The sequence below is a fragment of the Psychrobacter sp. ASPA161_6 genome (assembly GCF_051970285.1).
GTDB classification, from domain to species: domain Bacteria; phylum Pseudomonadota; class Gammaproteobacteria; order Pseudomonadales; family Moraxellaceae; genus Psychrobacter; species Psychrobacter glaciei.
On record NZ_JBEFNJ010000002.1, the window covers coordinates 197,136 to 211,398 of the forward strand.

Sequence of the window (14,263 nt, forward strand, 5' to 3'; positions counted from 1 at the left end):
ATGAACATACAGCATTAATCTACCAATAACTATAACCAACCATGATCGAGGAACATATTATGTCAAACTCTAATCCAAACGATACCAAGCTTGAGCAACAACGTTCTGAATCAGCAACTGCAGCTCTTAAAAGCCAAACCGAAAATAACCATACTGAAGAGTCAGAAGCAGCGGCAGATCGCGTTGCGGACAATTTAGAAAATGCTAAAGAAGACAAGTAGAGTATTTAAAGTGTCACTCATAGCTGGGTGACGCTATTACATTTTTTTAGCTTGGTATCAATAATTATAAAACTAAATAGTTCAGAAAATAATAACTTAGGAGCTAATATGAGTAATTCACCGAATAATATGGACGAGCAAGAAAAAGAGATTGAAAAGCTTGCAGAAGACATAGACCCTAGCGAACATGCCACTCCAGATAGTTTAGCGGAAGTCACTACGGCAGCACCTCTTGCTGATGATGAGCTAGGTGGTAATGCTACTGAGAGCGATGTGAAAAAGTAATATGCTAGAATTTTGTAATGGCTATGCTTGTAGTGGCTGTGAATGTACCTTAGATTGTTATATTGGCAATTCGTCTTGCCATGAAACTATTATGAAAAACTGCTGCTAGTTCAGCAGTTTTTTGGTATAATAACCGTCACATTTGAATTAAGATTTTAGATAAAGCAGGTTGCTGAGCTCACTGTTCAAAGCAGATGATTGAGTTGGGCAATATTCCGCTAATATCTGGCTTATTTTTAAGTGGTTTTTTATAACACATTGAGCTTGTCGTACACTAGGTCAACTCTAGTAATGCAGGGTTGTCCTGAATGGCGTACAAGTTACTTTATTTACTATTCTATAGCTTTTAAGATGGCTTAAATTTGAGTGCATCTTGGATGCTTTTAGCATTGCCGGAGATATTTATGCTAACTAATACTGATCGCGAACAAATCATTTCTCAATACCAGCGCGGCGAAAACGACACTGGTTCTCCAGAAGTTCAAGTAGCTTTGCTAAGTGCACGTATTAACGATTTGCAGAACCATTTTAAAGCGCATAAAGCTGATAATCATAGCCGTCGTGGTCTTATCCGTATGGTTAACACGCGTCGTAAATTGCTTGATTACCTAAAAGGTAAAGATCTTGGTCGCTATACCACTCTTATTAGCCAGTTGGGTCTACGTCGTTAATTTAACGACAATAGTACGAGCGATCGCTAAAATAACAAATGCCATCCTGTGGCGCTATTTTGAATTTTTTGCTAAATCGCTTGGAACTTGCTTGTTGCTATCGATAAAATAGATTTTTCTAAAACGGTGTGGAATAGTTTCACACCGTTTTTTTATGCTTGTTAATATAGATGATTAATCTCAAATATTTTCACGCTATAGTTTTAGAATTTTTTGTAAAACTAAGGGTTGACTCAATGCTGATTTGAGTCATATCTAGGGAAGACTATAAACAACAGCCCTGTTTTGCAATTAATTGGTCAATGGCTAGAAATCACTGTAAAATAATGCTTGGTCAGTTTTATGCCATTGCTACTATCTGTTGTAGTACCTTAGCAAAGATAGAAAAAACATCGTATATGTATGGTTGCTGCTTGGCATAAGCTTTGACTATATTGATGAAAAAACGAATTTGAACGACTAAAAATATGTAATAGTATGATGTCTACTGTAGACAAATGCATAAGATAGGCAGGTGACACTATCAGTCTCATCGATAGGACTTGCAGATAAGAGACTTGTTCCTCAGGAGCTAGAGACAAAGAATTTTAATGACAAATATCAGCGCGCTTATGACGTTGATATTATTTTCGTCAGTCAACATTAGGAAAATTATATGACAAATCCGACAATGTTCAATACTGTTAAACGTGAATTCCAATATGGCAGCCAGCAGGTTGTTATCGAGACAGGGCGTATCGCTCGTCAAGCCAACTCTATTTTAGTTCACATGGGTGGTGTTACTGTCCTAGTGGCTGCCGTTGTTAAGTCTGATGCGAAAGAAGGCCAAAACTTCTTTCCATTGACCGTCAACTATCAAGAAAAAATGTACGCAGCGGGTAAAATCCCAGGTGCTTATGGCAAACGTGAAGGCCGTGCGAGCGAGTTTGAAACATTAACGTCGCGCTTGATTGACCGTCCGATTCGTCCGCTATTCCCTGAAGGTTATGTGAATGAAATTCAGATTACTGCGACGGTTGTATCGTCAGATAAGACTCAATCAGCAGATATCGCTGCATTAATTGGTGCTTCAGCGGCACTGGCTATCTCTGACGCGCCATTCAATGGTCCAGTCGCAGCTGCCCGTGTTGGCTTCATCAATGGTGAGTACGTACTGAACCCAACAATCGAGCAGCTCAAAGAGAGCGATCTTGATTTGGTTGTGGCTGGTACTAAGTCTGCCGTATTGATGGTTGAATCAGAAGCAGCAGAGCTTTCAGAAGATCAGATGCTAGGTGCAGTACTTTACGGTCATCAACAGCAGCAAATCGTTATTGATAACATTGCATCAATGGCTGAAGAAATCGGTACTGCTAAGCAGCAGTATAGCGTCCCTGAGCGTGATCAAGCGCTTACCAGCAGCATGAAAGAGCAGTTTGGCGAGCAAGTTGCTGACGCTTATACGATTACTGATAAACAAGCGCGCTACACTAAGCTTGACGAAATTAAGCAATCAATTATTGATACGCTTGCTGGTGATGCTGAGTCAGAAGCCTATGCTGATACGGTATCTGAGCTCAAAGAAATCTATAACGATCTTAAGTATCGTACGGTTCGTGACAATATCTTGTCAGGTAAGCCGCGTATTGATGGTCGTGACCCTGAAACCGTTCGTGCGCTTGATGTGCAAGTTGGTGTATTGCCATATACGCATGGTTCAGCACTGTTCACACGTGGTGAGACGCAAGCATTGGTTACAACTACTCTTGGCAACAGCCGTGACGTCAACATGATTGACTCACTAGGTGGCACTATCCGTGATCATTTCATGCTGCATTATAACTTCCCGCATTTCTCAGTCGGTGAAACGGGTCGTGAAGGTATTCCAAAACGTCGTGAAATCGGTCATGGCCGTTTAGCACGTCGCGGTGTACAAGCAATGCTTCCAGATAGCGAACGCTTCCCGTATGTCATCCGTGTGGTGTCAGAGATTACTGAATCAAATGGTTCATCTTCTATGGCGTCTGTTTGTGGTGCAAGTTTGGCATTGATGGATGCAGGCGTACCAATTAAAGCCCCAGTTGCTGGTATCGCGATGGGTCTGGTTAAAGAAGGCGAGCGTTTCGCTGTACTATCAGACATCTTAGGTGATGAAGATCATCTTGGCGATATGGACTTTAAAGTTGCTGGTTCTAAAGACGGTATTACTGCGCTTCAGATGGATATCAAAATCGAAGGGATTACCCCTGACATTATGGAGCAAGCGCTTAAGCAAGCCCATGCCGGTCGTATCCATATCCTAGATGCGATGAATAAAGTATTGCCTGAGAGCCGTACTGAAATCAACGCGCATGCCCCTAACTATGCCGTTATCGAAATTAATCCGGACAAAATCCGTGACGTAATCGGTAAAGGCGGCGCGATGATTCGTCAGCTAACGGAAGAAACTGGCGCAGTTATCGATATCGACGATGGTGGCACGATTCGTATCTTTGGTGAAAACAAAGCAGCAACCAAAGCAGCTATCGGTAAAATCGAAGCATTGACTGCTGAAGTTGAAGTGGGCAAAACTTACGAAGGTACGGTCGCTCGTATCGTTGACTTCGGTGCGTTCGTTAACGTCTTGCCAAACACTGATGGTCTAGTGCATATCTCACAAATCGCAGAAGAGCGCGTTGAGAATGTATCAGATTATTTAAAAGAAGGTCAAACCGTTAAGGTACTCGTACAAGACGTTGATAACCGTGGTCGCATTAAGTTGACTATGAAAGGCGTTGAGCAGGGTTCAACCCCAACTGCTGAATAAGTACTTTCGCTGGATATAAAAAACCGCTTTGGGCTGTTAGTTAATAGCACTCAAGGCGGTTTTTTTATGGCTAAATAAGCATTTACATTTATATAGTCAGTGAAAAATAATACCGCTACATCGTCATCCTCGCTAAGCATACTAATGTATAACTTGCGCTCGGTTTTCTTGTATCGAAATTATTTGAATTCAACTATATCAGGTTGAATGTTGCTGTCTTCCTCCAATCTATTCAATGACATTTTATTTTAATAAAATCGTACCTAAGCACTGACAATAAAAAATCCAACGCCAAACGCTCATAGTAGACGTTCAACATTGGATTGACAAAACTCTAGAATAATTGTCTAATTAACCAGAGTAACTATTCTTGATCTAACTTGTCGATCATACCCTGATATTTTTCTTTTTTAGCAGCGATCTTTTTGCGTCTTTCTTCAGCCGTCGTGACCAAATTTTTGGCGACGTCTAAGCTCTTATCAAAGGCCGCTAATTCAAGATCTACCGCATCCAATAGTTTGCCAAGCATCATAGCCGTCGCTTTTTCAGAGACATCCTGAGTCATACCACTAGCATCAGATTTAAAGTCGTCTTTCAGCTTTGATGCCCACTGATAAATACCTGCCATGGTAATACTAGACTTATCTTCTTGGTCGGCATTATCTTTTTTACCGGTATTGTCTTTCTTATGAGACTTGCTATCTTTAGTATCTTTTTCAGACTGATCGTCGCTATTAGATTTGTCATCTTTACGAGATTTCTGATTTTTATCAGATTCTTTATTTCTACTTAATTGCTCTGATGTATCATTTTTAGCAGTGCTGTCGTCTATAGCTTCCTCGTAGTCATGCTCAGCGTTGTATTCTTCAAAGTCGCCGTCCTCAAATACCACGGTATCCTCTCTGACCACTTCTACGCCAGTCACTGCTTTATTGTTGGTAGATTTTTTTGAATTCTCAGCATTAGTGTTTTTTGCATTGTTGTTTGACATAGCTTGTTATCCTTATTTAAATTTGAATGTAATAAGTTTTTATAGTATTTGCCTATAAAATGGATACTAAGCTAAGCGCATTTTTTTATCAATATATGGATATAAATATACCGTTTAATGCCTACAGGAAGATACATGCCATGATTTAAAGCATTAAACGGTAACAATTGAGCTGCATGTAATAACGAAGAAAATATCAAATTTTCTTAATCATTATTAATAGGGTTGTCAGCAATAAACTGAGCCAGTAGCTCAGCCAGTTTTTCGCCTTGGTCTTCTTGTAAGAAATGACCACCGTTAATAATAGTGCTATGGTTTTGACCTTTAGTTCCAGGGATAAGTTTTTGCATGATTCGATCACCACCACCAGTGACAGGGTCAGAATCGCTAAACAGGGTAATGAAAGGTTTATTAAACTTGCCAAGCTCGCCCCAGGCGGCACGGTTTTTTGTTGAAGCAGGATCGTCCGGTGTGGTCGGTACTAGTATGGGGAACTGTCTTGCACCTTCTTTATAGGATTCATCAGGGAAGGGTGCATTATAAGCATCGATTACTGCCTGTGATAGTTCGGTCGTAGTGCCACTATTAATGATGCTGCCGACATGAAACTTCGGAGTATCTTGTGAGAATTGCTGCCACTTGCGGAAGCTTTCTCCTGGATCGTGCTCTCCTGTGGGGAGCATGGTATTGCCAGCTGCTACTCGAGCAAATCTGTCTGGATTTTCTGCCACGAGACGTAGACCAATTAGGCCACCCCAATCTTGACAAAATAATGTGATATTTGTTAAATCTAACTGATCAAGTACGGATTGCATCCAGTCGACATGGCGCTGGTAGGTATAATCCGTACGGGCGGCAGGTTTATCTGAGCGGCCAAAACCAGGGAGATCTGGCGCGATGACACGATGTCCAGCCGCTGTCAGTATCGGTATTACTTTACGATATAGATAACACCATGAAGGCTCGCCATGCAGTAGTAAAATCGGATCGGCACCCTTGGGACCTTCATCGAGATAATGTACACGCAGCTCACCGCCTTCGCCATCATCGACCATCATATAATGCGGCGAAAAACCGTAATCGGCTAGGTTTTCAAAGCATGAATCGGGGGTTCTAAGTATTTTCATAGGGTATCCTTATCCTGATAATAAATAACCGTGCTTTCTCAAACAGTAAACACTCATTTAGCATAGCATTCAAGCCATTATCGGTGTCATGTTTTTTGAATGTTAAAGATTGTGCTATGCACCAACAAACATCCTATTTGTTCTTAAATCTCGATACTTTTGGGTACGTGCACATCAATACGCAGCTTAGGAAGGTCTTGTAGTTGCTGAATTAGTAAAGGCAAGATATCGAGATACCAGTTTAATGGCAGTGAGGTGGCTACGTTGGATTCAGGAGGCGAACTGCTTACAGTACTGTGTAAATGACTATCGATAAGTGGGCGGGCAAATAGGGCAATTCTGCGGATGCCTTGATGGCGAATAAGAGGAATAAGCTGATGGTGCAAGTCTGTTAAAGCGTCAGTGAGCCAGCGCGACCGCGTCGGATGATAAGGGTGGTCTGAGATAACAAGATTGGCAATACAACTGGGTTGATTGCCATTGCTGCTGACGCCAAGGCCAGCCTGTTCTCGTGTGCGTTTGTGTAATAAACAGCTACCAGCGTTTAGACTGCCGTCACGGCACGCGCGACGATAGTGATGGTAGTTATCAGCGAATAGCGTCTTGGTTCGTGAGAGGATAGGGTCGAGCAGGATGCCAGCAGTATTAACTGGTAAGATAAGTAACTGGGCACTGCTATTTAAAATAGGGGCATGCGTCAATTGTAGATTCGCCATCGTCAGCCCCTTCAAAAAATAGTATGTTTATTCTACTTTGGCTTGTACTGTACTTTCTGCTTCTAATTGTGCGATTTGTTGTTCGAGCAAGGCAATTTGATCTTCCTTCATATCCGTCAATTTTTTATTCATCGCTAATTGTTCAGATGCCAGCTTTTCTTGGGCAGCCCAGCGTTTACGCTCATCTTCTAAGCGATCAATTTCTTCTTTGGCCAGACTATCCGTTTTTGGTAAAGGAGCACTTAAGATGGTAGCAGGTTTTGGTACTTGACTATTTGAGTTGTCAGCTGTATCAGTGGTGGTCGCATTCTGATCAAGGGCAGTCGCTTCACTCGTTATAGCGTCATCACTATTGACTTCACTGAGGACATTTTCTGCTGGCATAGCAGCAGACTGTGCAGCCTCGTTTTGCTCAGCGATTGATGGTGAGCTGCTGCCAGTTTTGCTAGTCTCAGGTACAGATTGCGCCCAAACTAAATAGCCGATAACAATGAATAGCAGTGCCAATATAATCGCTATCCAGATTCTACGGCGCGATTTAGCGGCTTTTGCTTTTTCACGTTTGCTCAACAAAAGATGCTTTTTTTTATTTTTCATACTACGGTCAATTTATGTCAAAGATATAAGTAGCCATACTATAGCAAACTCAAAATAAAAAGCCTATCTATTGCTAGATAGGCTTAAAGTACTGTTAAATAATAAAGCACTTAAAAAACTTTTAAGTATCAGTATCAGTATCAGTATCAGTATCAGTATTATTTGTTTGCTTAAGTTTTAAATTTTACCGTACCACTGGTGCCTGTCGCCATCGCATCACGAGCGAGTTGGTCTTCCGCATGATTTTTGGCACTGATGGCATCAGGGTCAGGTCGATGTTCTGCATGGCTACATTTAGTACATTCAATATACTCATCAGGCACAGGCGTCGTAATATTTACCTGTACCACCGCGTCCATCGCCTGACATTTGGGACAGCGGACGCCCGCCAAAAATCGGCGCTTTGGGCGTGACGATTGATAACGCATCTAAATGACCTCGCGATTGCTTTTGGCATTGGCGGCATCGATGTTTTTAACATTGCTAAAGCCACTGTGACGCAATAAGGCATCAATACTTGCGCTACGACCACGGAAATTCTCAAAGTTAGTCTTGGCAGGGAAGCTACCGCCAACCGATAAAATACTCTCACGGAAAGCTTTACCGGTCACTGGATTAAAAATACCTTCTTCTTCAAACCTACTAAAAGCATCTGCAGACAATAGCTCTGCCCATTTATACGAGTAATAACCTGCCGCATAGCCACCTGCAAAGATATGACTAAAACCATTGGCAAAGCGGTTATAGTCAGGCGTTTGCATGATGGCAATGTCGTTACGAACCGTATTTAAGGTCGCCAAGATACCATCATAATCAAGTGCTGGCGTGTGTGCATGAATCAATAAATCAAACAGTGAGAACTCGATTTGACGCAGGGTTTGCATGCCGCTTTGGAAGTTTTTTACTGCCAGTAAGGCTGCAAGTTTGTCTTTAGGCAAGGGCTCGCCAGTCTCGACATGACTACTAATCAGCGCAATACCCTCAGCATCCCATGCCCAGTTTTCCATAAATTGACTGGGCAGCTCGACTGCATCCCACTCAACACCATTAACACCTGCGACATCACCGACTGTCACTTGCGTTAAAAGATGATGTAGCCCATGACCAAACTCATGGAACAAGGTCAGTACTTCATCATGGGTTAATAAGCTTGGTTTGCCATCGAGGGCAGGCGTGAAGTTACCGACCATAAAGCAAACCGGTAGCTGCTGATGGTCTTGCTCGTCATAAGTGTAACGCGACTGAAAACCACTCATCCAAGCACCGCCGCGCTTACCACTGCGAGCAAACAAGTCAAAATAAAAGCCGCCAAGCAAGTTATCGTCAGCATCAAACAATTGATAGAAGCTTACCTCGTTGTGCCAGCGCGAGACAGATGTGCTTTCACTATCTGTCTTACCACTAGCTGTCTCATCACTACTTTGCTCTTGTACTTTGATACCGTATAAACGCTCAACAATGGCGAACAAGCCGCTAATGACTTTTGGTAATGGGAAGTATGGGCGTATCTCTTCTTGTGAAAGACTAAATTCGCTTTGTTTTACTTTTTCAGCGATATAAGCACTGTCCCAAGGCTGCAAATCATCAATGCCATAATCTTGCGCATATTTTTGCAGTTGCGCTAAATCCTGCTTAGCAGCTGGAGTGGCTTGCGTGGCCAAATCGCGTAAAAAGGTTTCTACTTCTGCCACGTTATCTGCCATTTTAGTCGATAGTGAGACTTCTGCATAATTGTCAAAACCTAATAGCGTGGCTTTTTGCTCACGTAATTGTAGGATCTGACCCATGATATCGGCGTTATTCAGTGACTCGCCTTTTTTATTTGTATGACCATCAAATTCTGAGGCACGCGTGACGTAAGCATGGTACAACGTCTCACGTAGACTGCGGTCGTCAGCATGAGTCATGACCGCAAGGTAAACGGGGATATTTAAACTTGCCACATAGTAAGGCGTCGGCAACGCATCGATATCTGCTTGCGTGAGGGCGCCGCTGGCAAGCTCACGGGCTTTATACTGTTCCCCTGCGTCTGCCAATAGTGCCAAACCACTTTCGGTCAACCCTGTTAGTTGCTCTTGCTTAAGTGGTAAGAAGTAGGCTTGGGTAGCATCCAATATATTGTCTGAGAACGTCGCTGATAAGGTTGAGAGTTCACTTTGAATAGCGGCGAATTGTTCTTGCTCAGCTCTAGGTAACGCCACACCTGACATCTCAAAGCTTCTAAGCGCAAGCTCAATGGCACGAGCGCGCGCAGGCTCAAGCGCTGCAAAGAACGCTTTATCATTCACGATAGCTTGATAACGACTAAATAATGGCTGATGCTGCCCCACACGAGTGCCGTAAGCAGACAGCTTAGGCAACAGCTCATGATGCACATGACGAATCTCATCGTTGCTCATCACGCTATTGAGATGCGACAAGATACCCCAACTGCGATCTAATGCCAGATTGATATGATCAAAATTCATCACATCGCTCAGAGCTTGCTCAGCAGTGACATCAGCAGGACTGTGGTTGCTGTCAGTATGGGCTGTCATTTCATCTAAAAAAGCATTGGCATCGTCTATCGCGCTAATGACTTGGCTTTGTAATGCACTTGGTGAAACATTGGCAAAATCGACAAGGCGTAAATCTGGAGAAATGGGTGTCATAAAGGTATCCGATATCTGATATTAGTGAATAAATTATTATTGGTTAAATAGGGTTTGGTATAAGTGATTTGCGTGATGTCACACACAGAGTATAAAAGGCTGTCAGTTACTTTTTTATTTTGCGGTCTTATACCTATATTATATAAAAGATGGGTTCATTTAATGAAAATGCAACCTACTCACTGACAATACAGAAAGTAAAGCGACGAGAGGGTCGATATTAAATATGTTTAAATGAGATAAACCTGCCTTTTATAACAACATAGATTGTTCTACTTACAAAGCGCTATCATTTGCTTGCAAATTGACCCTACAGCAAGTGAGGTTTGACTGTTAGCATCAAGGGAATGGAATAAAAATATCAAGCCCTATTGATAAACGATTTATAGAAAAAATGACTCATAGAAAAATTAACAACGTTGAAAGTAAATGATAATAAAACAAGGAGCAGTATATGAAAGCGACTCTTAAAAGTTTACGTGAAACTAAAGCCAATCCAGCGGTCAGTATCTTTGTTAAGACACATCGAGCGCATCCAGCCAATGAGCAAGATCCAATCGCTCTAAAAAACCAGCTAAAAGTCGTAGAAGATCGCTTAACCAAAGAATACGACAAGAGTACGTCGACAACTATCTTAGATAAGATTCACGCTAAGACCAGTGAGTTAAACCACAATTATAATCTTGATACCTTAGCCATATTTGCCAGTACTGACGATGTACAAGTGATCCGTATGCCCATCGATACCACAGAGCGGGTTGTGATTTCAGACAGTTTTGCCACTCGTGACCTAGTTCGTGATATGGCAAGTGCCGTTCACTACTATACAGTCGTGCTGACCCGTGATAAGGCTCGCCTGATCGAAGCATCAAATGATCGTGTCATCAGAGAGTTTGATAAAGATGACGATGCACAAAACAATATGGAAAGCATCGCATTCCCTGTCGAAAATAATGGTCTGCATACGACAAGCGATGGTGGCTCTGATCGTTCTGCAAGTAATGAAAGTAGCCATTTAAAAGAATACTTTAACCAAGTCGATAAAAGCGTACAAGAGCTGTGGGGCGAGCATAAAATGCCTCTTGTCATCGTTGGCGATGCCAAAAATATCGGTTACTACAAAGAAGTCTGTGATCGTCCAGAAAACATTATTGCCACGGTATCAAACGCCACCAATCTAGAAGATGGCAGTGCACAGCATATCGTCGATAGTGTACAAGAAGCGGTAGAAGAATATCGTACGTCATTACATCATGCTGCTTTGGGCGAGATTGATAAAGCTCGCGGTGCCAATATGTTGCAGACGGATTTACAAGAAGTCTATCGCAGTGCTTTTCAAGGGGCGGGCGAGACCCTCTATGTTCGCCGTGGCTATATACAATCTGCCAAAATTGATGAAAAAGCGCAGACTCTAAGTATTGCTAATGATGCTACCGCAGAGGGGGTGACTGATGATGCCGTTGGCGAAATTATCGAGCACGTCATTCATAATGGTGGCGAGGCTGTGTTTATGCCACAAGACATCATGGGTGAAGATCAACCGATTGCTCTGGTGACTCGCTACTGATTTAAAAAAACTGGCTATCGATGATGTTCATCGACGAATTCGCCATTGATAGCATATAGGTATAATATGAGAGCATTGGTTCGATAAGAATCAATGCTCCTTTTACATTGATGCACTTCTACATTACTAATTGACCACTCGTTTTTGATGATAAGTTTTTATGCAGTGCTATCAACTTTTACTATCTAAATACTGAGTTTATGACTGAATCTATGACTACCACCTCTTTTGTTCTAACCAGCTATAACATTCACAAAGGCATGTCGCCTATGAATCGCCAAGTGAAAATGCAAGGTATTGCCCATGCGCTTGAAGTCATAGAGTCCGATGTGCTGTGTTTGCAAGAGGTGCAAGGTCAAAACCTCAAGCGCAATATGCAATACAACGAATATCCTGACCAATCACAGCATGAATGGTTTGGTGAGTATCTGCAGCTGCAAAATAGCTATGGCAAAAACTCAGAATATGAAAACGGTCATCATGGCAATGCCGTGCTCAGCCGATTTCCGCTAGATCCCAAGCACAACGTGAATATTACCGTTAATAAACTAGAGCAACGCGGCGTGTTGCACTGTGAGGTACAGCCTATCGGTTGGGAGCGACCTGTCGTGGTATTGTGTGCGCACTTGAATTTGTTTGAGCGCGATCGTCTCAAGCAATATGAAGCCATTGCCAACTATGTGCGCAATGAGATTGCGCCTGACCAACCGCTTATTTTGGCAGGCGATTTTAACGATTGGAAAAAACTGTCTTGTGACAAGCTAGCGTCCAGTCTCGGCATGACCGAAGCTTTCAAGCATTGTCACGGCAAGCTGTCGCCCACCTTTCCAGCCAAGCTACCCGTCCTCAGCTTAGACCGTATTTATGTACGTAATCTAAGGATTAAGGATGCATGGGTACACACTGGAAAACCGTGGTCAACGCTATCTGATCATTTGCCCATCAGTGCTGAACTGATGTTGCCATAGCGCAAACCATCTACTGAAACGCAAACAATTGACTAAAAAATAAAATAATAGAAACCCACAAGGATGATGAACCATGTCTAATAATCAAATACCAAGCACTCAACATGCGGTGCTCATACGCGAGTTTGGTGAACCTGAAGTGATGCAATATCAAAGTGGTGTGGCAGTACCAGAACTGACTGACGACCAAGTATTAATAAAAATTGCCTACGCTGGCATCAACCCTGTGGATTACAAAACCCGTCAAGGCAAAGGGTGGGGCGCTGATAATATTCGTAAAGATAAATTTGATCATGATCAGCCAGCGATTTTAGGCTTTGATATGTCAGGAGAGGTGGTCAGTAGCAATAGCGATGAGTTTGCTGTTGGTGATAAAGTCGCCGCCTTGACTTTCAATGGTGGCTGCTATGCTGAGTATGTGGCAGTCGATGCCAAATTGCTCGCCAAAGTGCCAGAGTCAGTCACATTAGAGCAAGCAGGTGCGCTGCCTTGTATCGGACAAACGGCGCTACAATTTGTAGAGTTTGCTGATATCAAAAAATGTGAGCATGTCGTCATAAATGCACCAGCAGGCGGCGTCGGTCATTTGTTGATCCAGTTGCTCATGAATAAAGTGGCGCAAGATAACATTAAGGTGACGGTAATTTGCTCGCCAGAAAAGTACGCCAAGCTTGATGAATTAATAGACAAATCCAAGCTGACGAGCTGGATTGACTACACTAAAGAGGAGGCATTTCCTGACTTGCAAGCCGATGTGCTGCTTGACTTGGTTGGTGGGGATGCAGGGGTACGCGCGCTTGATGTACTCAAATCTGGCGGCCGCGTTAACGTACTACCAACGATTTGGGTTGATAAGCTCGTCGATGCTGGTAGTCAAAAAAGCCTAAACGTGGCTGGTTATAAAGCGCAGCGGAGTGGGCAAGATATGGCAAGAGTGTTAGAACAAGTGGGCACTGGTAAGCTCAAATTACAGATTCAGCAGACGTATCCGTTATCTGAAGCCGTGGCAGCACATCGCGAGCTACAAAAAGGCGATACCTTTGGTAAGATTGTTCTAAAGGCAGACTAATCGGGCAGCATTTGCCGAAACGTAAGACTAATGCGCCCATCAGCGACTGATTTTGTCTTGGTGATGGTGTGCTTCCAGTAGGCTTGTGTATCGCCATGCATGACAATAAGCTGACCAGAATCAAGATAAAGCTCGACTTTATCTTGGGTTTTTTTATGCTTAAAGACAAATTTTCGCGTGGCACCGAGCGATAGGGCAGCGATAATTGGCTGACAGCCTAACTCTTTCTCGTCATCTGCATGATAGCCCATGCCATCGCTACCTGAGGGGTAATAATTCAACAGACAAGAATTAAAGTTAGCGACAATTCCAATATTTGCTAGTTGTTGTTCGACATACTGTTTCACATGAAACACTGTCTCTGACCATGGAATACTTTGGCGGGCGTGTCCAGAGTAGTGATAGCTGCTATTGTTTCCACCCATCCAAACGATTTGACGCGTGGTGACATGGGTCTTGCCAAACAAAGTGACAATGTCAGCATGCCAAGGCAGTTCGCTTAATAAGATGTCGTAAAGCTCACGGCTATTCTCAACAACGATGCCCAGATCATTGAGTATCCCTTCATAAGGCAATAGGTTATCTACAGGACTAGGGGCAAATAAATCAGTCATA

Annotated in this window: 14 protein-coding genes; 7 read left to right on the forward strand and 7 right to left on the reverse strand. The window is 42.8% G+C overall.

Annotation, left to right across the window (positions count from 1 at the left end; translation table 11 throughout):
- Positions 1-59: 59 nt before the first annotated feature.
- From ACTQ9T_RS06935 to pnp, 4 genes are all read left to right on the forward strand, one after another.
- Positions 60-221, forward strand: a complete 162-nt coding sequence (locus ACTQ9T_RS06935; protein WP_201589247.1) for a hypothetical protein — start codon at positions 60-62, stop codon at positions 219-221.
- A 108-nt stretch (positions 222-329) separates the two neighbouring features.
- On the forward strand, positions 330-506 hold the full coding sequence (locus ACTQ9T_RS06940; RefSeq protein ID WP_201589250.1) for a hypothetical protein: 177 nt from the start codon (positions 330-332) through the stop codon (positions 504-506).
- 404 nt (positions 507-910) lie between these two features.
- Entirely contained in the window at positions 911-1,177 is a 267-nt protein-coding gene (gene rpsO / locus ACTQ9T_RS06945; protein WP_010197757.1) for a 30S ribosomal protein S15, read from the forward strand.
- A 670-nt stretch (positions 1,178-1,847) separates the two neighbouring features.
- Positions 1,848-3,962, forward strand: coding sequence for a polyribonucleotide nucleotidyltransferase (pnp, locus tag ACTQ9T_RS06950; protein ID WP_440464862.1), 2,115 nt, complete (start codon positions 1,848-1,850; stop codon positions 3,960-3,962).
- A 364-nt stretch (positions 3,963-4,326) separates the two neighbouring features.
- On the opposite strand, the gene ACTQ9T_RS06955 is transcribed toward pnp, so the two are convergent.
- From ACTQ9T_RS06955 to ACTQ9T_RS06980, 6 genes are all read right to left on the reverse strand, one after another.
- Positions 4,327-4,953: a hypothetical protein gene (locus ACTQ9T_RS06955; protein WP_440464582.1), complete on the reverse strand. Its 627-nt coding sequence runs from the start codon at positions 4,951-4,953 to the stop codon at positions 4,327-4,329.
- A 206-nt stretch (positions 4,954-5,159) separates the two neighbouring features.
- Entirely contained in the window at positions 5,160-6,080 is a 921-nt protein-coding gene (locus ACTQ9T_RS06960; RefSeq protein ID WP_440464583.1) for a haloalkane dehalogenase, read from the reverse strand.
- A 143-nt stretch (positions 6,081-6,223) separates the two neighbouring features.
- Positions 6,224-6,796: a hypothetical protein gene (locus ACTQ9T_RS06965; protein ID WP_440464584.1), complete on the reverse strand. Its 573-nt coding sequence runs from the start codon at positions 6,794-6,796 to the stop codon at positions 6,224-6,226.
- Between the two features lie 27 nt (positions 6,797-6,823).
- A complete protein-coding gene (locus tag ACTQ9T_RS06970) occupies positions 6,824-7,393 on the reverse strand; it encodes a hypothetical protein (protein ID WP_440464585.1) in 570 nt (189 codons plus the stop codon).
- Positions 7,394-7,563: 170 nt separating this feature from the next.
- Positions 7,564-7,821, reverse strand: coding sequence for a YheV family putative metal-binding protein (locus ACTQ9T_RS06975; RefSeq protein ID WP_010200725.1), 258 nt, complete (start codon positions 7,819-7,821; stop codon positions 7,564-7,566).
- Positions 7,822-10,044, reverse strand: coding sequence for a M3 family metallopeptidase (locus ACTQ9T_RS06980; RefSeq protein WP_440464586.1), 2,223 nt, complete (start codon positions 10,042-10,044; stop codon positions 7,822-7,824). It abuts the gene before it with no gap.
- Positions 10,045-10,498: 454 nt separating this feature from the next.
- Here ACTQ9T_RS06980 and ACTQ9T_RS06985 point away from each other — a divergent pair, with 454 nt between their 5' ends.
- The 3 genes from ACTQ9T_RS06985 (at position 10,499) to ACTQ9T_RS06995 (ending at position 13,648) form a co-directional block, all read left to right on the forward strand.
- A complete protein-coding gene (locus ACTQ9T_RS06985) occupies positions 10,499-11,611 on the forward strand; it encodes an AOC03_06830 family ribosome hibernation factor (RefSeq protein ID WP_440464587.1) in 1,113 nt (370 codons plus the stop codon).
- Positions 11,612-11,823: 212 nt separating this feature from the next.
- Positions 11,824-12,579, forward strand: coding sequence for an endonuclease/exonuclease/phosphatase family protein (locus ACTQ9T_RS06990; RefSeq protein ID WP_010200741.1), 756 nt, complete (start codon positions 11,824-11,826; stop codon positions 12,577-12,579).
- 73 nt (positions 12,580-12,652) lie between these two features.
- Positions 12,653-13,648 (forward strand): NADP-dependent oxidoreductase, encoded by a 996-nt coding sequence (locus ACTQ9T_RS06995; protein WP_440464588.1) that lies wholly within the window; start codon positions 12,653-12,655, stop codon positions 13,646-13,648.
- Here the strand turns inward: ACTQ9T_RS06995 and ACTQ9T_RS07000 are convergent.
- Positions 13,645-14,262, reverse strand: coding sequence for an alpha-ketoglutarate-dependent dioxygenase AlkB family protein (locus ACTQ9T_RS07000; RefSeq protein WP_440464589.1), 618 nt, complete (start codon positions 14,260-14,262; stop codon positions 13,645-13,647). The genes ACTQ9T_RS06995 and ACTQ9T_RS07000 overlap by 4 nt on opposite strands.
- Position 14,263 lies beyond the last annotated feature (1 nt).

Excerpts from the sequence above, each read along its gene's own strand:
- ACTQ9T_RS06935 (WP_201589247.1), top strand. The coding sequence starts at position 60 with ATGTCAAACTCTAATCCAAACGATACCAAGCTTGAGCAACAACGTTCT.
- ACTQ9T_RS06940 (WP_201589250.1), top strand. The coding sequence starts at position 330 with ATGAGTAATTCACCGAATAATATGGACGAGCAAGAAAAAGAGATTGAA.
- rpsO (WP_010197757.1), top strand. The coding sequence starts at position 911 with ATGCTAACTAATACTGATCGCGAACAAATCATTTCTCAATACCAGCGC.
- pnp (WP_440464862.1), top strand. The coding sequence starts at position 1,848 with ATGTTCAATACTGTTAAACGTGAATTCCAATATGGCAGCCAGCAGGTT.
- ACTQ9T_RS06955 (WP_440464582.1), bottom strand. The coding sequence starts at position 4,953 with ATGTCAAACAACAATGCAAAAAACACTAATGCTGAGAATTCAAAAAAA.
- ACTQ9T_RS06960 (WP_440464583.1), bottom strand. The coding sequence starts at position 6,080 with ATGAAAATACTTAGAACCCCCGATTCATGCTTTGAAAACCTAGCCGAT.
- ACTQ9T_RS06965 (WP_440464584.1), bottom strand. The coding sequence starts at position 6,796 with ATGGCGAATCTACAATTGACGCATGCCCCTATTTTAAATAGCAGTGCC.
- ACTQ9T_RS06970 (WP_440464585.1), bottom strand. The coding sequence starts at position 7,393 with ATGAAAAATAAAAAAAAGCATCTTTTGTTGAGCAAACGTGAAAAAGCA.
- ACTQ9T_RS06975 (WP_010200725.1), bottom strand. The coding sequence starts at position 7,821 with ATGCGTTATCAATCGTCACGCCCAAAGCGCCGATTTTTGGCGGGCGTC.
- ACTQ9T_RS06980 (WP_440464586.1), bottom strand. The coding sequence starts at position 10,044 with ATGACACCCATTTCTCCAGATTTACGCCTTGTCGATTTTGCCAATGTT.
- ACTQ9T_RS06985 (WP_440464587.1), top strand. The coding sequence starts at position 10,499 with ATGAAAGCGACTCTTAAAAGTTTACGTGAAACTAAAGCCAATCCAGCG.
- ACTQ9T_RS06990 (WP_010200741.1), top strand. The coding sequence starts at position 11,824 with ATGACTACCACCTCTTTTGTTCTAACCAGCTATAACATTCACAAAGGC.
- ACTQ9T_RS06995 (WP_440464588.1), top strand. The coding sequence starts at position 12,653 with ATGTCTAATAATCAAATACCAAGCACTCAACATGCGGTGCTCATACGC.
- ACTQ9T_RS07000 (WP_440464589.1), bottom strand. The coding sequence starts at position 14,262 with ATGACTGATTTATTTGCCCCTAGTCCTGTAGATAACCTATTGCCTTAT.